A 19,392-nucleotide genomic window follows, 5' to 3' on the forward strand; every position below is an offset into this window, starting at 1 on the left:
GCCGATGGATCGATTAATGATTGATTGCCAGCAGCTGGAGAAGGTGTTCGGAGCGCAAAAGGCAGTAAATGCGGTTAGTTTTCAGGTGCCTGAAGGAGAATTGTTTGGTTTGATTGGACCCGATGGAGCAGGAAAGACAAGCATTTTTCGGATGCTTACCACCCTGCTGCTGCCAGATGGGGGGCGGGCAACGGTGAATGGTTTGGATGTTGTGGAGGATTTTCGGGCCATTCGGCGTCAAGTCGGTTATATGCCGGGGAAATTTTCATTATATCAGGATCTGACAGTAGAAGAAAATTTACAATTTTTCGCAACTGTTTTTGATACTTCTATACAGGAAAACTATGCTTTAATAAAGGATATTTACGAGCAAATTGCTCCATTTAAAAATCGGCGGGCAGGAAAGTTGTCTGGAGGAATGAAGCAGAAATTGGCATTATGTTGCGCCCTGATCCACCGGCCTACGGTGTTATTTTTGGATGAACCGACCACTGGTGTGGATACGGTCTCCCGAAAAGAGTTTTGGGAAATGCTAAGCAGACTGAAACAGGAAGGGATTACGATTATGGTCTCCACTCCTTATATGGATGAAGCCACCCTTTGCGAGAGAATCGCCCTGATTCAGGATGGTTCAATTCTTTCCATCAACAGTCCTGCTGGAATTGTGTCAGAATATCCGAAAACCTTATATGCCGTTCGGGCGGAGAGAATGGGGCATTTGCAAAAGGCACTTAGGGAGCATGCTTCGGTAGAGCGTGTTTTTGCTTTTGGAGACTACCACCATATCACTTTGACCCCAGGAGCGAATCAGCACACGGTAAGAGAATGGCTTCAACAGGCTCAATTTGAGGGGGTAGAGTTGAAGGAGATCACCCCTACAATTGAGGATTGTTTTATTCACTTAATGCATTAGAGATGAGCGAAATTGTGATCAAAACAGAGCAACTTACGAAGAGATTTGGAGATTTTATCGCCACGAATGCCATCACTTTTGAGGTGCAAAAAGGTGAGATTTTCGGTTTTTTAGGAGCTAATGGTGCCGGAAAAACGACTGCTATGCGGATGTTATGTGGCCTGTCTACTCCTTCTTCCGGTAAGGCAAAAATAGCAGGCTTTGATGTCTATCATGAAACGGAAAAAATTAAAAAGAATATCGGTTATATGAGTCAAAAATTTTCCTTATACGAGGATTTGACTGTAAAAGAGAATATTCAATTCTTTGGAGGTATATATGGTTTGTCGGATCGGGAAATTGCCGAAAAGACCCAGATGATGAGCCGCACCTTAGGCCTGGAAACGGCGATGAATAAAATGGTAGGAGATTTACCTTTGGGCTGGAAACAAAAATTAGCCTTTTCGGTCGCCATTATTCATCAACCCAAAATAGTCTTCCTGGATGAACCCACCGGGGGGGTGGACCCGGTAACGCGGCGTCAATTTTGGGATTTGATTTATCAGGCAGCAGAAGATGGGATTACTGTTTTTGTTACGACCCACTATATGGACGAAGCGGAATATTGTGACCGCATTTCAATGATGGTGGACGGAGAAATCAAAGCTTTAGATAGCCCCAAAGCTTTAAAGGAAAGCTTCAATGTTTCCAGTATGGATGAAGTATTTTATCAATTGGCAAGAGCGGCAACCCGTTCTTCAGACTAAGGATTTATGAAACAATTTTTCGCTTTTATTCGGAAAGAGTTTTTCCATGCTTTTAGAGATCGAAAAACCCTGCTTTTGCTTTTTGGTATGCCCATTATGCAGATAATATTATTTGGTTTTGCACTTACGAACGAAATAAAAGATGCTAAAATTGTCATCTGTGATTATGCCCGGGCTAATTTGAGTCGCAGAATCATAGATAGAATCCAAACCTCAGAAATTTTTTCCGTCAAATCTTTCGTCCCGGGAGAGGCCATGATTGAGGAGGCCTTTAAAGCTGGAGATGTGAAACTGGCTTTGGTATTTCCATCAGATTTTGAGCAGAAGGTAATGAAGGATGGGGAAATAGCTTTTCAAGTTATTGCAGATGCCTCCGACCCCAATACCGCCACCACCCTAAACAGTTATGTCCAAAGTATTGTACAGGGGCTTTTGGCGGAAAATCAGGTCGGGTATCCTGCCTATCAGATCATTCCTGAAGTCAGGATGTTGTATAACCCGACTTTGGAAGGAACAACGAATTTTGTTCCGGGTGTGATGGCCCTGGTGTTGATGTTGGTTTGTGTGTTGATGACCTCCGTCAGTATCGTAAAGGAAAAGGAGCTGGGCACTATGGAGATTTTACTAGTGTCTCCGGTAAACCCGCTTATGGTGATTATTTCCAAAGCAGTTCCTTATTTTTTAGTCTCTCTGGTGAATTTGACCATTATTCTGCTACTGGCCGTATTCCTGTTGGGTATGCCGATTAATGGTAGTATTTCATTATTGTATTTTGAAAGTTCTATTTTGATATTAACTGCGCTTTCTTTGGGTTTATTAATATCAAATTCCACTGATTCTCAGCAGGCAGCCATGCTGATATCACTAATGGGCTTGTTAATTCCTACCATGTTGTTTACCGGATTTATGTTTCCTTTAGAAAATATGCCTATTCCATTGCAAATAGTAGCGAATTTCGTACCCTCAAAATGGTATTATATTATTGTAAAATCAATTATGATAAAGGGCTTGGGATTTTCCGCGATCTGGAAAGAAACACTGATCTTAATAGGGATGTGCTTATTACTTTTGACGATTAGTTTCAGGAAATTTAAAATTCGATTATCATGAGAACCCTTAAGTTTTTATTACGAAAAGAGTTTAAGCAGATTTTTAGAAATAAGAGTTTGCTTCCTATGATATTCGTAATGCCTATCATGCAATTGCTGATCCTTCCCCTGGCCGCTGATTATGAGGTGAAAAATATATCCATTTCCATAGTGGATCATGATTTGTCCTCTACGTCCAGGCGATTAATCTCCAAAATATCCGCATCAGGCTATTTTGTTTTGAATGACTTTGGGCAAAGTTATGATTTGGCCTTTGAGGAAATAGAGAAAGATCATGCGGATTTAATACTTGAAATACCAGCGCACTTTGAAAGGAATTTAATCAAAGAAAAAAAGGAGCAATTATTTATCGCAGTGAATGCTATTAATGGCACAAAGGCGAGTTTAGGAGGGGCATATCTGAGTGATATTATTCAAAATTATAATCAGGAAATTAGGCTGAATTGGAGCTTAGGTAATGATGGGTTAAAACATATTAATATTAGTGCTCAAAACTGGTTTAATAAGTATTTAAATTATCGCTTTTTTATGGTGCCTGGCATACTGGCAATTTTGGTGACGATGGTGGGGGCTTATATGAGCTCCTTGAATGTAGTGAAGGAAAAAGAGATCGGTACTATTGAGCAAATAAATGTAACTCCAATTAAAAAACATCATTTTATTTTAGGGAAACTGATTCCTTTCTGGATCATTGGGATGTTTATTTTTTCCATAGGGTTATTTGGGGTGGCGCGACTGGTGTATGGCATTATACCACAGGGAAGTCTGCTTTTGCTATATGGAATTTTGGCTTTATATCTGATTGCTATGCTGGGTTTTGGTCTGTTACTTTCCACATTCTCCGAGACACAACAGCAAGCCATGTCTCTGGCATTCTTTTTCATGATGATATTCTTGCTGATGAGCGGCCTGTTTACACCTATAGAGTCCATGCCCACCTGGGCAAGAGCGGTGGCTAAATTAAATCCGGTAACTTATTTTATCGAGGTTTTGCGCATGATAGTTTTAAAAGGATCTGAATTTCGACATGTACAGAGCCAGCTTTTAGCTATTCTCGGTTTTTGTGTCACCTTCAATGGGTTGGCAATATATAATTATAAAAAAACGAGTTGATTAGTAGTTGTTAAGTCCCGCTTAGTGGTAGGTGAACCAAATGCTTTAATCTTCCTATTATGTTCCATCCTATCCATTGGGCGGGAGATCTGGCCCAAATTATTCACTGCTATATTTATTAATCAAGTGCAAGTGGTTTATTTTCAGTTCTTAAAAACTTTTTTTCTTTGAATTATAATATTCCAAATTTGGGCAAGCTTGCTTTCTCCTCATTCATTTGTTTCGTTGGAAAAAACTCGAAATAGGAAAATATTCCTTCATTTTCCCTCCTTACAGCTAAATGAGGATTTTAGCATAAATAATCCGGCTTAGGGTAATCATAACGGAAGCCTCGGGTAAATTTTTGGTTTTGGAGAAGGTGATTTTATGATAGAAATGATGCATTGGCTGGGGATCAGTTATCAGTATGAAAGATAAGATTCAAAGCAATATTATTGTTTGAGGTCATTTTTGGATTTATGAATTGATATTCAATAGGTTCTGTGTGGTTTTGCCAACCACATCCTTAAACAAGTCATTCTTTCAATGAAATCAAATATTTAATAATGTTCGGTCTATTCAAAAAGAAATCTCGCATAGAAGTACTTCATAAATCATATCAGCGTTTGATGGATGAGTCCTTTAAACTATCTACAACCAATCGTCGGTCCAGTGATCAAAAATATGCGGAAGCGCAGGAGGTGATGTCGCAAATCGAACAACTCTCCAAAGAAAAAGCCTGATGTGCGGCGGATAGTGCAGGTTTTCTTATTTCGCCGTTATTGGTTGAATTAGCGTCACTTAATTGTGGCGCTATTTTTTTGCAAGTAAATAGAAAAACAAGTTGCCTAATAAGGCACAGATAAACATCACCAGGAAGGTGGATTGTAGCGGAGCTTCCCCCACCAAATGGATGATGGTTCCCATTGCTGCTGCCATTGAAAACCGGATGATTCCATAGGTAGCATTGGCGGTGGCGACCTTACCCGGATAGCAATTCAGGAAGCAAGAGTTGATATGTCCAAAAACAAAGCCTAAGGCGCCAATAAAAACCATGTTGAGTAAAAGTAGGGGCAGAATTTGAGGCGCATCAGCTAATTGACTGTAAAGCAAAAGCCCCAGTCCTGCCAAATAATTAATGGCGAAACCTAATTGAGAGATTTGCCGGGAGTTGTATTTTTTAAGTAATCTTTGACTTATTCTGCTGAGCAAAATCATCACGATCACGTTGGCACTGAATAGGATAGGGAAGTTGTTTTCCGCAACCTTGAAATAGTCCACATAAATAGAGGTGGCTTTTGAGATAAAGGCATATAAACCGGAGGTAGTAAAAGCGCCTGCTAGTATATAGCCCAATCCTAATCGGTTGGTGAATATCCCCAAATACCGTTGTAGGGTGGTTTTCAGGCTAAGTTCTTGCTCCGGGCGGATGTAGGGAACATCCAGCTTATAAGAAATCGTGGTCAATAAGGTTATGCTATAGATTAGCAGGCAGACAAATACCGCTTGCCAAATGTCAATTTTTGCAATCAGGCCTCCCACCAGGGGGGCAATCATAGGAGCGCTCATCCTGACGCTGGCGATGGTAGATAAAATCTTGGCACTTTCTTTTATTTCAAATTTATCTTTCACAATGGCAGCCGTATTGACGGTGGTAAATCCACCTCCAAATCCCTGTAAAAGTCTAAATAAAAAAAATGCCAACAGATTGGGCGAGAAGATGATGCCAATGGTAGCCAGGGAAAAAAGGGAAAGTCCTATTTGCATCATAGGTTTTCTACCAAAATGATCCGATAGTGGGCCGCCGGTAAATTGACCAAAAGCAAACCCAAAAAGAAAGAGGGAAATCGTGACCTCAATAGTTGAAATATCGGACTGAAAGTGTGCTGCTACTTCAGGGATTGAGGGCAGGTACATGTCTATAGCAAAGGCCCCCATGGCGACTACTGTGCTGAGTAGTGCAACTAATTGATTTCTACTAAGTGGCTTAATTGCGGTTTGATTCATTGTGAAATGGTTAACCGTAAAGTTGTATAAATTATTTCACAATCCCATAGGATATTTGGTTGGAGGTACAAATCATAAATAAATATTGTAATTTGACTTTCTGGTACATTATTATGTTCCTTGGGTTGATATTAGCTTGAATGAATAACGTTTGTTTGGGCAAATTTTTGAGCTTACAAATATTATTCCTATCACGGAAAGGGAAATGTTTGATGGGGGATATTAAGCCGAATTATTCATACTGGAACCCTTGTTTAGCTTTAATCCGGGAAAAATGAAGAATTAGTCTCCTATTATAAGTTTTCTCCAATGAAGTAGGTGAATGAGGAGAAAGCAAGCTAGCCAGCCCGAATTGGGGCTATTAAAAAATCAGCAAATACAATTTTATTTGGTGGAAAAAGTCATTTCATGCGTATTACTTAATCTAGTGGTCAATATTTTAGATATAAGTTTTATGCTTTTTAATTCATGTCCTTTTTTATCAATAATAATATTGTAAGTCAACCGTTTTCATAAGGCTGCTGTACACCATTTGCGCTATATTTAATAGTTGATTTGAAACTACGCCATTAGCGGTTAAATCTATTTTTTCTCAAATGGCTTATTTTTTAACCGGATCTTTCATGCTTAAATCCTCCTTTTTGCGCCTCACAACTAAATGAGGACTTAAGCATGCATTATCCGGGATCATTTGCATTAACCTGAATTATTCACCGCTAGACTTAGTGAGTTGTTGTTATTCGCTCAAAGGTTTAATTAGTCTGTACGTTCACCTGGTACCAGTCTATTTTTCTTGTGAAATACATAGTAGCCGCCAGAATTAGAGCCAGACCGATACTGCCCATTAATAGCGCGTAATCTGTAAGCTGGAGGGTGGTGAATAAAAAGGCATATGTGGTCGCTAAGCTGATAAGTAGCAAAAAGGATAATTTCCGATCGCCTAAGACGCTGGCCGAGTAGCCGCCAATCATCCCTACAACTGTAGTGGAGGAGATCAAATAGGCTAAATTGAAATTACTGTGCTCAGAAATAGCAACCAATAATATATAGAAAAGGCAAAGTGCCAAGCCTACCAGAATATACTGGAGCGGGTGGATGCGACGATCGTTCAAAATTTCCACTAGAAAAAAGACTAAAAACGTTAAGCCAATGGTCAATATGGCATATTTAGCGGAGCGCATAGCTTTCCGGTAATCGTCCATGGGCGAAAGTAGTTTGACCCCGAAAACCGCACTTTGCCATCTTTTGATTTGATTGGTACCTCTCCACTGTTGAGGGAAATTGCGGTTGTGTTGCAGGATTTTCCACTCCGCATTGAAACCTTCTTGTAATATCTCCCGATGTTCCGGTAAAAAATGGCCATCGAATGCGGGATCTTGCCAGGGAGAGTTGATTTTTACTTCAGTGATCTTTCCTAAGGGAACGAAATTCATTTCTTTGGACCCCTGGAGATGAAGTTGATATTCGAAGTCATAATTTCCACTGGTAGTTAATGGTAGCGGAATGGTTACGCCGGAGTTTATATTGGTCTCGGATCTGGTTCCCGGACTTTCCTCCAATTTTTCACCATTCCACTGGAAGGCAATGTTTTCCTTAATTCCTCTTAAATCTGAAATGCCAATGGTAGCAAAAGCCTTTTGATAGTGGACTTTGGTGATGTTATCTTCCAAAGGTATTTCAGGGATATTGATTTTTCCTTTTATTAGTAAATCGGATTGATAAACCACCGCCTGATAAATTCCGCGGCTTAAAGTTTTGGGGTCAATATTCCCACTAATCAGTAACTGGTCAGGAAGAAAGTGAATGAAATCTTCTTTAATTTGTTCGTGATCCTCATCGGTATAGGTGATTTCGATGGGGATAGATATCATTATCGCCTTTAGTTCCTGTGATTTTGCCCATTTATTACTGATTTCTTCTATCGTTTGCCCCTGAAGGGCTTCTCGTTCCGAAATGATGCCCTTGATCATACTGGTCGGAATTAGTAAAAGTAAGGCTAATACCAGTATCGCAGCTACTTTCCAAATAACGTTGCCCTGGAAGGGAGTGAATCTTGTTGAAGTCATGTAATTTGAAGTTAAATGTACTTTGTGTTTCAAAGTGAAAATATAAAGTACTTTGAGTTACAAAGTTAATGAGTAAAGATTTTATTGTATGAGTTTAGATAAGGCGTTCAGATGCTTTTCAAAAGCAGCTTTTCCGCCTGTTGTTGCACTATATTGTGTGTTCGGTTTTCGGTTGATAAATTCCTTATGTACCCGAATATATTCTTTCTTTTCAAGTGCTTTGAGGTGACTGGCAAGATTGCCATCAGTAGCGCCAAGCAGGTCTTTCAGGGCATTAAAGTCCAGATAGTCATTCACTACCAGTGCCGACATTATGCCTAATCGAAGTTTGTTCTCAAAGGCTTTTTCCAGTTGTAACAGAAGCTCTTTCACTAGGCCTCCTTTTTTTGCATCAACCCACCATAAATCAGGTGGAGAACACCAAAACCAGTAAGCCAGAAAAGGTCTGCCCATTGCGGAAGGAAATAAGCGAATAAACCCAGGGAGATTTCAATAAGCCCCAAACTTTTGATCGCTCCAATTGTATATCTCGCTGAAGAAAATAAAGCCAAGCCATAAAAAACCTGACTCATGGCCAGTGCTTCCGGAAGGTTATTATTCCATACTAAATGCAGGCAGATGATGCCTCCCGGAATAAGAGGCGCCAGCATATGATACAATAATTGCTGACTTTGTGAATTCCATAGGGAGAGGCCCTGTTTTTTGCCTTTTCTCCAGCTAAAGAAAAGTGTTAAAGCCAATACCAGACACAATGTAATTACGCCCAAGCCTATAATAGCAATAAGGTCTTCTTTTCCTAATTGATAACGGCTGCCCCAATAGTAGTATTTAAATAAACTTCCGCCCAATAACGCTATGACTCCTGCGGAAATGCCGGAATAGCCACTCAGGGAGAGGAATTTAGATGATTTTGACATCATCGTTCTGATTTCCTCTAATTCGTTTAAATACTGCTCTTTCTCCATGGTAAAGTACTTTGAGGTTCAAAGTAAAAATTGTTATGCTTTTTTCCTATAAAAATTGACATTCATTTTCAAAGTGTAGGTTTATTATGATTTTAGGTGGACCCTATTGAGGATAGCAGATTTGCTTTAGATTCGGAATCAGGTCCATTTGAAAATGGAAGCTAAATGAGGAGGTGTTTGATATGTTGAGGTGGGTTAAAAGGCTTTAAATCTGGGCTTTGGGTGCTTTTGTTTATTCAATAGGCTGATTTTTGCAGGCGTTTTATCCACTCAAACATGAACTTCCAGGGAAAAATAGTTAATCCAAATTTTTCACCGCTAATTTCATTGAACTGGCTTTAATGGTTCATTGTCAGTCAAATACAATATTTCTCTTTGGTTTTTAATCGCCCAAATTAGGATAAGCTTGCTTTTGCTTCCTTCCTCTGCTTCTTAGGGAAAAAATCGGAATAGGGGACTGTGCCTTCATTTTTTCGGTCTTGCAACTAAACGAGGATTTATACTGGCATCATTCGGGTTAAAAGGAAACTATATCCTCTGTGTGGCTATCTTCCCTTGCCATTGAAATAGGGTTTGGGGATGGGTAATCTTGTTTATACATTCCTCAATCGGCTTGAGCTCAATTATTCAACTTCAGATACAGTGAGCTGGATTAAAAAACTAAAGATCTTTCTGTTTGAGAAGGGGCGCTGTTTTTTTAATCGCCCAAATTAGGATAAGCTTGCTTTTGCTTCCTTCCTCTGCTTCTTAGGAAAAAAACTTGAAATAGGAAAAATCCTATCATTTTCTGCTCTGTAGCTAAACGGGAAATAAATCAGGAATAATTGGATGCAATCCCAAACTGGTCTTGCCCTGGGAGGGGTGATTAGCATGATAACGGATAATTTTGAGGTGTTACTGCTCCAAATTTTTCCGTTATCATTTCATATTAATCGAATTTGTTTGCGGATGGTGCGCTATTAAACCTCCGATTGAACTTCAGCAAATTCAAGGCATTTCTTGATGACTTCTTCAGTACGAAGGGTGCGGTTGTGTCCCAATCCTTTGGTGGAATAAGTTACTGCGGTTGGGAATCGTTGCTTAAATTCCTCCAGATGATAATAGGGAACTTCCGTGTCGTCCTGGTCATGGATAAGCATTAATTCCACCTCGCCCACTTCAGCAATTAATTGCTTACCTGCCAATTCAAAAAAATTCTTATCACTTCTGGCGTTAATGTAAGCATGTAGATAAGCATCATTCTTGGCTGAAGCATTAATCTTTTTCTGGAAGCCCTTCAGGATATCTTCTCCTACTGCCGGACTGCCTATCATGATCAACTTTTTGCAAAGGGCTTTTCTCGTTTGGGCAATAAGTGCCGCTACGCCTCCTAAAGAGTGCCCCACTACCAGGTGGAAAGGGCCAAACCTTTGGTCTAAATAGGAGGCAATTTCTGCAAATTCCAAGACATTAGTTTCCTTGCCCTCCGACTGTCCATGGCCCGGAGCATCAAAAGCAATGCATCGATAGCCTTTTGCCTGAAATTGTTCGACCAACAAGTTAAACTGACTTGCCCTGCCCATCCAGCCATGCACAAACAAAACGGTTTTCTGCTTATCTCCTTTCCATTCGTAAAGGGAAATGCTGTTTTTTTGATAGTTTAGTTTATGGGTGGTAGCAGTCGCTAAAAAGCTCAGTTCCCTTTCTTTAACAGGGTATTTGAATGGGGTGAAAAATAATTTTGCATACCATTTGCCCGCAAGTCCCGGACTGATTTTTTCCAGTTTAGGAAACGCCCACTGTATGGTTCTTAGCACAAAGGGGGTTTGTGGTTTTTTCGTCATTTGGGGGTCTGAAATGTTCAATCTGGTTTATTTTCTTGATAAATTTTAGAATGCTCTAAAACTATAAGGATAAATTTACGAAATTTTTATTGAAATCGGGTATCTATGCAGGGGTTAGATTAATGAGCAGGCTTGAGTTTCCCATGGGCATTGCTGCGGTGGTTTGATGTTTATTCTTGCAAATAATAATAAGTCATTTCTTTTTGGCGATCATCCAAGGTGAAGATCTGATCCTCGGGGAATCTTTTCATATAATCTAAAAGTGCAATATCCCCCTGAGAGAAAAAGCTGTGCAAAAGCATGATAGTGGAAATATATAACGAATGCGCCGGGAGGACAAATAGAAGCATCAATAAGAAAAGGTTGATCGTAAAAAGCGGAGATAGGGCGACGATCGGAAATTGTTTTCCGTTAATAGGCGATCGGTCCGCCCCGGCATAGAAATATCCTTTTCGAATTTCCGCCCCAAAGTATATATTGTTTGCCCCAACCCATTTATAGGCAATGGCATGAACGCCTTCATGAGCCAAAATGAGAATGGGAAAGCCGAGAAGATAATAAATAGATAATAAAGGATTTTTAGAAAAAATGCCGAAGCCGGCCTCAGAATAATAGAAAGTCCAGAAAATAGCAACCAGCCATGCAATCACCATAAGGTACAGGAAAGTACGATAGCGTTTCCAAAGCTTACTATTTAAATTTAAATTGCCCAGAATAAAGGCCTTCATGTCCTGGTGTTTGACCTGGGCAATAATTTTTTGATGGGGTTCCATATCTATATTTTATCGGCTAAAATTACGATTATATGCAAACATATTTGGCCCAAGACGATGTCTTTTCTTATTGTGGGAGATTTTTTAATGACCAGGGCATTTTTTGGTCTGCTGCGGCGGCAAGTCGCATTAGGTTTCGGTTTAAAGGCACGGACTTGAATATTAAAAGTCACTTTATCCCTTTCCCTTCCCGGGAAAATTATCAATATCTGCGGGTGATCCTTGATGGAATTGATTACGGTCGGTTTTTGCTATCCGCCGATCAAAAAGAAATTTACCTGCATCATTTGACCAAAACCTGGCATGAGGTGGAAATTATTAAAGAGCAGGAAGCCAAGGCAGGGCTGTGGGGTTTCGTTAGCGTGGAAGCTGAGGCTGTTTTAAAAAGTCAGTTACGTGCTTCATACCGATTTTGGTTTGTGGGGGATAGTTTGTCAAACGGATGGGGGAGTATGGTGAATGAACCTTATGATGGAAACTGGCTCGAGGCTTCCTCTGCATCCGTGGCGTTTCCGGCTTTATGTGCGTCATCATTTTCGGCGGATTTTCAGCTGGATGCCATTTCAGGTTTTGGGGTTTACAGGAATTGGAATACCGACAGCCCGCTACTGCTAGATTGTCTTGACCATGTTTTTCTAAATTTCCCTCAGGAAATTAAGCAGGAACAAAATGAAATTTTTGACGCCGTCATTGTGGCTTTGGGTACAAATGATCTCTCCTCCGGGGATCATGAAAACCCGCGTTTACCCTTTGATGAAGCGATGTTTAAAAATTATTATCTTCGAATTATTGATAAGCTTAGCCTTAGGCAACCACAGGCTCACATTATATTAATGAATAGTCCCGTTTATGGAGATGATCGCTATGGTTTATTAATCCGATTACTGGAGGAGATTAAGGCGGCCCTTCCTCTGGCTTTTAGAAAACGAACCCATTTGCTTTCTCTGCCTCACTTACCGCTTTTAGGTTATTGGCAACATCCGGGTTTGGGGGAGCAACAGATTATTGCCCATTGCTTAACAGAGCTCCTGCTTGATTTAGGGTTTAAAAAGGCCTGTAAAGGATGAAAGCGTTGAGATTGGAATTTTAGTGGTAGAGGATACCTCCCGGATGTATTAAAACCCACAGCCCTTATTCGACCTAATGATGGACTGTAAAAATGGGTGCTCTGAGTCAATGTATTAGCCAATGTTACAAGCCTGGCAGGACCCAAATTCCTAATCCGTATTATTCACCCTAAAACTCCCTAAATCCACACAAATCTCTTTACCCCAGTTTGTGACGGTTATTTTCGATTTTAAATTGCCCAATTTTGGGAAAGTTTACTTTTCCCTCATTCAACTGTTTCGTTTGACAAAACTCGAAATAGGAACCTATTCCTTCATTTTGCCACCTTGCAGCCAAGGAGGATGGAAGCATCTATAATTCGGGCTAAAACAGGGTGGAATTTCTCCCCGTTTTTTAGAGCGAGGTTTTTTATCATTTTGGTGTAGTATTTGCGCTAGTACTACCTATGGAAAAGTCAACTTTTATGTTTGTGCACCCTTATTTTGGTTTGGTTGTAAAAGATCCCAAAACAGGGGAAGTTCGTCAGGTGGTCGCTTTTGACGGGCAAAATAGAAATGGGAAAATTCAGGGGATGATTCAAACGGAACCTTTGAGTGTTTAGTCTGAATTATGCACCAACAGATTTTGGGTGATACAATAATTGGCTTTATTTCAATTACTTGAGATTGATTTTGCTGATTTTATTAAGAGCACGAGTATATTCATCCCATCCAGCTGCAAATTCGAATTACTGGAAGAGATTTTCGATAATCTCTCAACCATAGCGCTGCTATTCTCTCAAAATCCTCCTTTATCGCTATTGCAATAATCAAATTTTCGCTGCGAATTTGGCCTATAAACACGTTCTAATGCTTAAATTTGACTAGCCTTTCTTTCTTCTCATTCATTTGCGTCCTCTGTAAAAATTCGAAATCGGGAATAATTCTTCATTTTTCGCGATTTGCAGCTCAAGGAGATTTTTAATATAAATAGTCCGGTTTAAAGGGTAGATCCTCAAAGAAGCCGCGATGCCAATTCGGTGTCGCGGCTTCTTTGTTTATGAATTACTAATGTATAATTAAACAAAAATATAGTTCGTGATTATTAGTCTATCACTAATATCAATGCTATCCATTAAACGAAAAGTGAAAAAGGGATTAGGAATATGGAGCTTGTTTAACTATGTTTATGTTAAAGTTAAACAAAGTAGTTATATCACCGTTTACAATAATGTAGACTTAGACGAGAATATTAACAAGTTTAAGGAGGTTGTTGAAAAAATTATTCCCGTTTAGATTTGGATCAATTCATTTGTGTAAGTAAGCATATTAAAACATTAAACATGGAAGCATTTAATATTATCGAGGTTGAGCAACTGACCGGTATCAAGGCGCACACTTTACGAATTTGGGAACAACGTTACGCATTTCTCTCTCCAGGTAGAGATGAATTAAATACCAGATGGTATTCAACAGCTGATTTGTTAATGATCCTTGAAATTGCGCTTTTGAAAGATCATAATCACAGAATTTCCACCATCGTCAGCATGCCGGAGGTCACCAGAAAAGAAAAGGTGTCAGAGATATTAAATAAGTTGATGAACTTTCCGACAGCCGTTATGGGCTTGTTGATTGGTATGGCAAAGGAGGATCATGAAGAGTTCGAACGCATATTGGCATCATTAACGCTTAAATATGGGATCGAAAAAACGATTACTGACGCCATCTATCCTCTGCTGATGCGTACCGGTATGATCTGGGGTAACACTATTATCAGTTCCGGGCAGGAAAATATGGTTCGTGATATCGTTCGTTATAATTTATCTTTTACCGTTAAGAAGCAAGAACTTCAAATGGTGGATCATGATAAGCATTTCATGTTTTTCCTTCCTCCCGGAGAAGAAGACGATTTGGCCATGATCTTCGCCCAGTTTTTAGTGCAGCGGGAAGGGAATAAAGTTACTTTTATCAATGAGGCTTTACCTACGGAACATGTTATTCAAAAAGCGAGCTTGTTACAGGCAGATTGTGTATTGAGCATATTAAACAACTATCCCGATTCCTTCCTTTCTGCTCAGGGCTTCGTTGATCAGTTGGGTGATGCGACTACCATTCCGGTTTTGTTAAGTGGTTCTAAAATGATTGGGCAGGGGATCATCGAGCCTGAAAAGATATCGATTTTCAACAAATTCCAAGACCTTATCGATTTTATGGAGGAGCAACGAGTTTCTGTTTGCTACTAAATGGAAGAAAATCACATCATTTTTTTTTGAATTCCTGCAACCTTTTGTGAAAAATATGCTTAATTATAGTATCAATTGAAAATTGATAGATAAAACTTTTGTTGAGGAGGGCTTAGTCCTCCTTTTTTTGTGGTCCAAGATAAAGGAATCAAGAAAATTTCCGGCTTTGACGGAAAGAATGAATTCTGGTTTTTTTATTTCTGTATTCATCATAAATTTTTTGGTTTCAGCACTTTACTCTAGGGAAGCCGATATTTCTGAAACGCTATGAAAATATGGTAAATACATTTTTTGTTCGATAATTTCACGTTTTTCGTAAAAGACAATCAATGGAGATTGATGAGTTTTGTTGGGTTCTCAGAGGGTTGCTTTCTTGGCGTCGTGCTGGCATTTTTCATCATTATTCGTCTCATTGCGATTTTTATATATAAAAAAGCCGGAGGTCAAGTCCGGCAAAAGTGGTTGGTGGTCATAGCCAATGGAATGCTATGGGAATTTGGGAAAAAAGAGATTCCCGATCATCACTTATTCTTAAAAATGGTGGGTTTTGAATTTAGTACGGTAAGCTCGGGTGATTTCTGGCTATCAGTCTTTCTATGTCACCTTTTCGTGGCCTTTGGCCATAAACGTAACCTGATAGTCCCTGCCACATTTCTGCTTTACCCGCTTGTCGGATAGCAATATAGCTGAACCATTCTTCATGTACTTTGGATTGAGCGATTACCCTGTACTCAAAATCATTGCCATTTACTTTTACTATACTTTCCATAATTGTGCTTTTTTATGAGTGCAATATACACCATACAAAAGTCGGTAAAAACGACAATATTTATTTTTTCGCAAAATCTTTTGCGCTACACATATCGTTGGGTGACTATGCAGCAACAAGAATCGAATTATGTAATAAAAGGACAGGTGTTTGACGAGGAAGGGCAAGTAGTTCCGGGTGTTCAGGTGATATTATTGGAATATCGTATCTTCACTTCTACAGATCGGTATGGAGAATTTTTGATGGTTTTGCCAATTTCAAGTAAGTGGCTGACCCTTCGCTTTATCGCAAACTCCTACTATTTAAGGGAATTACTATTCCGACCTGAGCGCCAAGATGTATTAAGAGTCGGATTGTCCAAAACAAAAAATACTGATGGCATTGCTTTTTGTGAGCTAGCGCCGCCAGTATGGTGGAAAATTTATTGGTCACGGGCACAGAAAGGTTTGAGAAGGATCAGGCGTTTTTTTTAGAACGGATTATCCATCTCCATCTTATGGTTTTCACCAGAATTATTCACTGTGGATTTAGTAACTAATTTTCACCCGAATTATTCACTGCTAGATTTATTGGGTCGTTGTAAAAATCTACAAATCAGTGGGTTGTGCTTAGTTTTGTCGAATTATCAATAGCGCAAGTTTGGGTATGCTTGCTTTCTCCTCATTCATCTGCTTCGTTGGGAATACTCGAAATAGGAAAAATCCCTTCATTTTTCCCGCCTTGCAGCTGAACAAGGATTTAAGCTTCAATAATCATTGTTAATGTTGCCGGAATTTCATTGGGCTTAAGCCGGTTTTTTTCTTAAATATCTTGGAGAAGTGGGAGGGGGAATTAAACCCTAATTGATCGGAAATTTCACTAATAGGGATTTCCGGATAGCTTAATAGTTTCCGCGCTTCCCTGATTTTAAGGTTGAGAAAATAATCATATACACTCTCTCCCAAATAATTTTGAAACAGCTTTTGTAAAACGCTTTTTGAAAAGCCAAATTCCATACTGAGCCGTTCTATGGTTATTTTTTCGCCTAAATGTCGGGCAATATATTGGGTGATGGATTCAATTCTGGCTTTATCGGAATTTTCGATTTTTAAGTCTTCCAGGGCATTTTGCTGTACCAATTCAAAAAATTTTGAAATTAATATTAATGCCTGTCCTTTTAAATAGGGTTTGAAATATTCAGCCCGTGGTGGTTGGCCAAAGATGTTGATTAAAAGATTGTTGAGTTCAGATTTGAGTGGGAAATAATGAACAGAGGGAATGTTAAGATGGAAAAGGTCGTCCAAAACTTTTTTTTCTAAAACGGTCCCAAAATTTTCAGTAATCCAGTCTACATGAAACTGAAGGTAGCAAAGTCGAATGGCTTGCTGATCCTCAACATGCATATAGGCCTCCGCCTGACTGGAAAAAAACAGAACGGAGCCTTCAATCTTTTTGAAATCTTCATGATCATGCGTGAAAAGGTACTTTGCCGGTGATAGCTGAAAGATCAGGCAAAACTCTTTGGGTCGAAGACTTTTCTTTTCTACCAACATGATTTCCCTGTCAAAACAGCAGTCCATCACTCTTAAATCCAGGTGTTGTTCCTGAAATTGATAGAAAGTGCCAGTGCCTATTTTTGGAGATATAATGCCAAACGGCGGTGCTTGTTTTTTTTCTCCAAAACATTGCTTCATTTGGGTAAACCAATCTTCCCCAGGATTAAAAACCAGTTTGATCATAAAAAAAATGCCAATTTTTTTAAAATTAAAGAAAATTGGCCATTCTCCATCAAGAGATCATATCTTTAATCCAATATGCCTCTTCTGAGACAATGGAGTAAAATCGTCTCCATATTTTTGTCTTTGTTCTTCTTTAAAATATTTTTTCGGTGGGTATCGACCGTTTGCTTTTTTATGCCCAATCTTTCGGCAATAGCCTCTGATTTTTGCCCTTTGGCTATTTGTGCAATGACCTCCAATTCTGTTTTGGTCACATTCAGGCTGGTAAGGCTTTTGGCAATCTGTGATAGTGGAGGTTTAACCTTCATGGGGGCTTTATGATCACCCAGAAAAGTGAAGGTGGAATGTAAATCCACTCGGCTGTCCGGTTTAATATCGGTTACATCGGCTATTACGCCAATAGTAGAGATTAAATTTTTCCCAATCATGATAAAGGGCATCGCCTGAATCCAAAATTTCCGGGGTCCTTTATCCGGATGATTGTAATTGACGAAGTGAGAAACCTTTAATTTTTTGGCTTTTTGGGGTGATAGGTCTGCATAGAAGTTGAGGTGCATCTTTTCCCTTAAGAAATAGAGTTCTTTTTCAGATTCCGCCAAATTACTGTGAAAACTTTCCAGGCTTAAGCTGGGGATATCTCCCAGCACTTCTTTCCAGTGGTCTGAATAATCCTCTAACTCACCTGTTTTAAAAGAGAGTACAAAATAGCAGTATGGATCTCTCAATTCAAAATTGGTTAAAGCTCCTTGCGCACCAATGTTGATAATCTCTTTATCTGTTAGTAATTTAATAGGTTGAATTTCCTGGTTCATAAAAAAATGAGAAGAGGTTTAGTGGATGAGGTTGTGCTGGAAGCAAGACACAATCACTTTAGCAAAATGGCTGGTTTCGAATTTCTCTAAAATCGTTTGCCTCCTTTTTTTAATGGTAGGAATACTTAAGTTGAGGCGATCTGCGATTTGTCCACAGCTCTGATTGTTTCCAAAGGACTGGATAATAAAAAGTTCTTCCTTATTTAGTGAGGGCAGTGCAGGTGCTTCTTCCTTTTCAATCTTTAATTCTTCAGCATATGTATTTTCCGTTGGGATTTTAAAAACCTTACCGGAAACGATGTCCTCATCTGAGTTGAGGTGTAACCTCAGTAATAAAAAATCTTTTTGTGTGCTGTATTTTTGATCAATTCTAAAAAATATAGGGTTTTGGCGCATATTCCATAGGCGGATCTCATGCTCAATTTTATCAATGGTATTTTCTTGTAAAATTGACCCCATTTCGGCCTTTAATAATGGAAGTAATTGTCCATTCTCTTTATATAAATGTAAATCTTGTGGGCTAATATTAAAAGATGATACGATTACATGATCATTAAACATATCTAGTGCTCGTTTCTTTATATTAAACCTCACGGTTTCTTGCCTGGAAATTTTGTTCCAGTCTCTTTTTATTATTGAAACTGTCATATCAATAAGGTTGAATAGTGGATGCAGGCGCTAATAAATAGAATATTAGTTTAAAAATCATTTTTAGATTTAAAAAATATTGATTTGGATACTAAGAGTATTGTGTCATTTCACGCAAGGAAATGGAGGGAAGTGATATTTTTTTATCCTCTAATATTTGGAGTACACATCTGAGCTAAATTGAGGTTAAAATCTTAATAAGGATAGCATCTTGAATTAATACAAAGGAGGTTTGTAGATTATTCTCATTCTAAATCATTTAAATTTAATGGATGAATCTTAGGAAAGTTTTTTTTACTGAATGGGGTGTTTTTGGCTTGTACGAAGGATTTTGTAAGATTTTGATCTTACCAGCTTTACCTTATCGGGCGGTTTTTTTCAATACCTTATTAGAGGAAAAGTATTAAATAGACGGTCCGTTTTCAATGGGCTTGATTAAATGTAGAAATCTATAAACTTCGATTTATTTAATTAGTCAATGGGCTGGTGCTTAAGATGGCGACCGAAAAATGACTTATTTTAGTTAGCGGGTTTTGAATGTGGTTTAGGTTTTTATACTACTATAAATGATGTGCCTTTTAGCGCCTTTTTGAACTTTTTTTTGAAGTAAAAAAGCAGTCTTGACTGAATTTTAATAAGTGTTGTGGAGGATGAAGTGTTTC

The 19,392-nt window shown here is 38.9% G+C and carries 19 protein-coding genes; 9 read left to right on the forward strand and 10 right to left on the reverse strand.

Going from position 1 to position 19,392, the window contains the following annotated elements; all coding sequences use genetic code 11:
* Positions 1 to 4: 4 nt before the first annotated feature.
* The 5 genes from AAA970_RS16260 (at position 5) to AAA970_RS16280 (ending at position 4,603) form a co-directional block, all read left to right on the forward strand.
* Positions 5 to 913, forward strand: coding sequence for an ABC transporter ATP-binding protein (locus AAA970_RS16260; RefSeq protein WP_338237944.1), 909 nt, complete (start codon positions 5 to 7; stop codon positions 911 to 913).
* A 2-nt stretch (positions 914 to 915) separates the two neighbouring features.
* Positions 916 to 1,659 (forward strand): ABC transporter ATP-binding protein, encoded by a 744-nt coding sequence (locus tag AAA970_RS16265; protein ID WP_338237945.1) that lies wholly within the window; start codon positions 916 to 918, stop codon positions 1,657 to 1,659.
* Positions 1,660 to 1,665: 6 nt separating this feature from the next.
* Complete coding sequence (locus AAA970_RS16270; RefSeq protein WP_338237946.1) at positions 1,666 to 2,769, forward strand: ABC transporter permease; 1,104 nt, start codon at positions 1,666 to 1,668, stop codon at positions 2,767 to 2,769.
* Positions 2,766 to 3,881 carry an ABC transporter permease gene (locus tag AAA970_RS16275; RefSeq protein ID WP_338237947.1) on the forward strand — a complete coding sequence of 372 codons (1,116 nt, stop codon included), beginning with the start codon at positions 2,766 to 2,768 and terminating at the stop codon, positions 3,879 to 3,881. Before AAA970_RS16270 ends, AAA970_RS16275 begins: the two co-directional genes overlap by 4 nt.
* Before the next feature lie 545 nt (positions 3,882 to 4,426).
* A complete protein-coding gene (locus tag AAA970_RS16280; RefSeq protein ID WP_338237948.1) occupies positions 4,427 to 4,603 on the forward strand; it encodes a Lacal_2735 family protein in 177 nt (58 codons plus the stop codon).
* 70 nt (positions 4,604 to 4,673) lie between these two features.
* Here AAA970_RS16280 and AAA970_RS16285 read toward each other — a convergent pair whose 3' ends face one another.
* The 6 genes from AAA970_RS16285 to AAA970_RS16310 all read right to left on the reverse strand — a co-directional run bounded on the left by AAA970_RS16285 (position 4,674) and on the right by AAA970_RS16310 (position 11,494).
* Positions 4,674 to 5,867: a multidrug effflux MFS transporter gene (locus AAA970_RS16285; protein WP_338237949.1), complete on the reverse strand. Its 1,194-nt coding sequence runs from the start codon at positions 5,865 to 5,867 to the stop codon at positions 4,674 to 4,676.
* 752 nt (positions 5,868 to 6,619) lie between these two features.
* Complete coding sequence (gene creD, locus AAA970_RS16290) at positions 6,620 to 7,933, reverse strand: cell envelope integrity protein CreD (protein WP_338237950.1); 1,314 nt, start codon at positions 7,931 to 7,933, stop codon at positions 6,620 to 6,622.
* 81 nt (positions 7,934 to 8,014) lie between these two features.
* Positions 8,015 to 8,305, reverse strand: a complete 291-nt coding sequence (locus AAA970_RS16295) for a transcriptional regulator (RefSeq protein ID WP_060687925.1) — start codon at positions 8,303 to 8,305, stop codon at positions 8,015 to 8,017.
* Positions 8,305 to 8,898 (reverse strand): hypothetical protein, encoded by a 594-nt coding sequence (locus AAA970_RS16300; protein ID WP_338237951.1) that lies wholly within the window; start codon positions 8,896 to 8,898, stop codon positions 8,305 to 8,307. The genes AAA970_RS16295 and AAA970_RS16300 overlap by 1 nt, the downstream gene beginning before the upstream one ends.
* A gap of 959 nt (positions 8,899 to 9,857) precedes the next feature.
* Positions 9,858 to 10,721 (reverse strand): alpha/beta fold hydrolase, encoded by an 864-nt coding sequence (locus AAA970_RS16305; RefSeq protein WP_338237952.1) that lies wholly within the window; start codon positions 10,719 to 10,721, stop codon positions 9,858 to 9,860.
* A 170-nt stretch (positions 10,722 to 10,891) separates the two neighbouring features.
* On the reverse strand, positions 10,892 to 11,494 hold the full coding sequence (locus AAA970_RS16310) for a DUF3267 domain-containing protein (RefSeq protein WP_338237953.1): 603 nt from the start codon (positions 11,492 to 11,494) through the stop codon (positions 10,892 to 10,894).
* Positions 11,495 to 11,526: 32 nt separating this feature from the next.
* Between AAA970_RS16310 and AAA970_RS16315 the strand changes: the two genes are divergently transcribed.
* The 3 genes from AAA970_RS16315 to AAA970_RS16325 all read left to right on the forward strand — a co-directional run bounded on the left by AAA970_RS16315 (position 11,527) and on the right by AAA970_RS16325 (position 14,783).
* Positions 11,527 to 12,561 (forward strand): GDSL-type esterase/lipase family protein, encoded by a 1,035-nt coding sequence (locus AAA970_RS16315; RefSeq protein ID WP_338237954.1) that lies wholly within the window; start codon positions 11,527 to 11,529, stop codon positions 12,559 to 12,561.
* A gap of 446 nt (positions 12,562 to 13,007) precedes the next feature.
* Positions 13,008 to 13,163: a hypothetical protein gene (locus AAA970_RS16320; RefSeq protein WP_338237955.1), complete on the forward strand. Its 156-nt coding sequence runs from the start codon at positions 13,008 to 13,010 to the stop codon at positions 13,161 to 13,163.
* A 720-nt stretch (positions 13,164 to 13,883) separates the two neighbouring features.
* The gene (locus AAA970_RS16325) at positions 13,884 to 14,783 is read left to right on the forward strand and encodes a MerR family transcriptional regulator (protein WP_338237956.1); all 900 of its coding nucleotides are present in this window, start codon (positions 13,884 to 13,886) and stop codon (positions 14,781 to 14,783) included.
* Between the two features lie 553 nt (positions 14,784 to 15,336).
* On the opposite strand, the gene AAA970_RS16330 is transcribed toward AAA970_RS16325, so the two are convergent.
* Positions 15,337 to 15,552, reverse strand: a complete 216-nt coding sequence (locus tag AAA970_RS16330) for a hypothetical protein (RefSeq protein WP_338237957.1) — start codon at positions 15,550 to 15,552, stop codon at positions 15,337 to 15,339.
* 14 nt (positions 15,553 to 15,566) lie between these two features.
* On the opposite strand from AAA970_RS16330, the gene AAA970_RS16335 reads away from it, so the two are divergent.
* Entirely contained in the window at positions 15,567 to 16,025 is a 459-nt protein-coding gene (locus AAA970_RS16335; protein ID WP_338237958.1) for a hypothetical protein, read from the forward strand.
* 285 nt (positions 16,026 to 16,310) lie between these two features.
* Here AAA970_RS16335 and AAA970_RS16340 read toward each other — a convergent pair whose 3' ends face one another.
* The 3 genes from AAA970_RS16340 to AAA970_RS16350 all read right to left on the reverse strand — a co-directional run bounded on the left by AAA970_RS16340 (position 16,311) and on the right by AAA970_RS16350 (position 18,730).
* A complete protein-coding gene (locus tag AAA970_RS16340) occupies positions 16,311 to 17,270 on the reverse strand; it encodes a helix-turn-helix transcriptional regulator (RefSeq protein ID WP_338237959.1) in 960 nt (319 codons plus the stop codon).
* A 65-nt stretch (positions 17,271 to 17,335) separates the two neighbouring features.
* Positions 17,336 to 18,082 carry a LuxR C-terminal-related transcriptional regulator gene (locus AAA970_RS16345; protein WP_338237960.1) on the reverse strand — a complete coding sequence of 249 codons (747 nt, stop codon included), beginning with the start codon at positions 18,080 to 18,082 and terminating at the stop codon, positions 17,336 to 17,338.
* Positions 18,083 to 18,100: 18 nt separating this feature from the next.
* On the reverse strand, positions 18,101 to 18,730 hold the full coding sequence (locus AAA970_RS16350; protein ID WP_338237961.1) for a helix-turn-helix transcriptional regulator: 630 nt from the start codon (positions 18,728 to 18,730) through the stop codon (positions 18,101 to 18,103).
* Between the last annotated feature and the right edge of the window lie 662 nt (positions 18,731 to 19,392).

It is taken from the genome of Persicobacter diffluens, from assembly GCF_036244895.1.
GTDB classification, from domain to species: Bacteria; Bacteroidota; Bacteroidia; order Cytophagales; family Cyclobacteriaceae; genus Persicobacter; species Persicobacter diffluens.

What these genes read in the sequence shown, in the direction of transcription:
- AAA970_RS16260 (WP_338237944.1), top strand. Translation starts at nt 5, where the DNA reads ATGGATCGATTAATGATTGATTGCCAGCAGCTGGAGAAGGTGTTCGGA.
- AAA970_RS16265 (WP_338237945.1), top strand. Translation starts at nt 916, where the DNA reads ATGAGCGAAATTGTGATCAAAACAGAGCAACTTACGAAGAGATTTGGA.
- AAA970_RS16270 (WP_338237946.1), top strand. Translation starts at nt 1,666, where the DNA reads ATGAAACAATTTTTCGCTTTTATTCGGAAAGAGTTTTTCCATGCTTTT.
- AAA970_RS16275 (WP_338237947.1), top strand. Translation starts at nt 2,766, where the DNA reads ATGAGAACCCTTAAGTTTTTATTACGAAAAGAGTTTAAGCAGATTTTT.
- AAA970_RS16280 (WP_338237948.1), top strand. Translation starts at nt 4,427, where the DNA reads ATGTTCGGTCTATTCAAAAAGAAATCTCGCATAGAAGTACTTCATAAA.
- AAA970_RS16285 (WP_338237949.1), bottom strand. Translation starts at nt 5,867, where the DNA reads ATGAATCAAACCGCAATTAAGCCACTTAGTAGAAATCAATTAGTTGCA.
- creD (WP_338237950.1), bottom strand. Translation starts at nt 7,933, where the DNA reads ATGACTTCAACAAGATTCACTCCCTTCCAGGGCAACGTTATTTGGAAA.
- AAA970_RS16300 (WP_338237951.1), bottom strand. Translation starts at nt 8,898, where the DNA reads ATGGAGAAAGAGCAGTATTTAAACGAATTAGAGGAAATCAGAACGATG.
- AAA970_RS16305 (WP_338237952.1), bottom strand. Translation starts at nt 10,721, where the DNA reads ATGACGAAAAAACCACAAACCCCCTTTGTGCTAAGAACCATACAGTGG.
- AAA970_RS16310 (WP_338237953.1), bottom strand. Translation starts at nt 11,494, where the DNA reads ATGGAACCCCATCAAAAAATTATTGCCCAGGTCAAACACCAGGACATG.
- AAA970_RS16315 (WP_338237954.1), top strand. Translation starts at nt 11,527, where the DNA reads ATGCAAACATATTTGGCCCAAGACGATGTCTTTTCTTATTGTGGGAGA.
- AAA970_RS16320 (WP_338237955.1), top strand. Translation starts at nt 13,008, where the DNA reads ATGGAAAAGTCAACTTTTATGTTTGTGCACCCTTATTTTGGTTTGGTT.
- AAA970_RS16325 (WP_338237956.1), top strand. Translation starts at nt 13,884, where the DNA reads ATGGAAGCATTTAATATTATCGAGGTTGAGCAACTGACCGGTATCAAG.
- AAA970_RS16330 (WP_338237957.1), bottom strand. Translation starts at nt 15,552, where the DNA reads ATGGAAAGTATAGTAAAAGTAAATGGCAATGATTTTGAGTACAGGGTA.
- AAA970_RS16335 (WP_338237958.1), top strand. Translation starts at nt 15,567, where the DNA reads ATGAGTGCAATATACACCATACAAAAGTCGGTAAAAACGACAATATTT.
- AAA970_RS16340 (WP_338237959.1), bottom strand. Translation starts at nt 17,270, where the DNA reads ATGATCAAACTGGTTTTTAATCCTGGGGAAGATTGGTTTACCCAAATG.
- AAA970_RS16345 (WP_338237960.1), bottom strand. Translation starts at nt 18,082, where the DNA reads ATGAACCAGGAAATTCAACCTATTAAATTACTAACAGATAAAGAGATT.
- AAA970_RS16350 (WP_338237961.1), bottom strand. Translation starts at nt 18,730, where the DNA reads ATGACAGTTTCAATAATAAAAAGAGACTGGAACAAAATTTCCAGGCAA.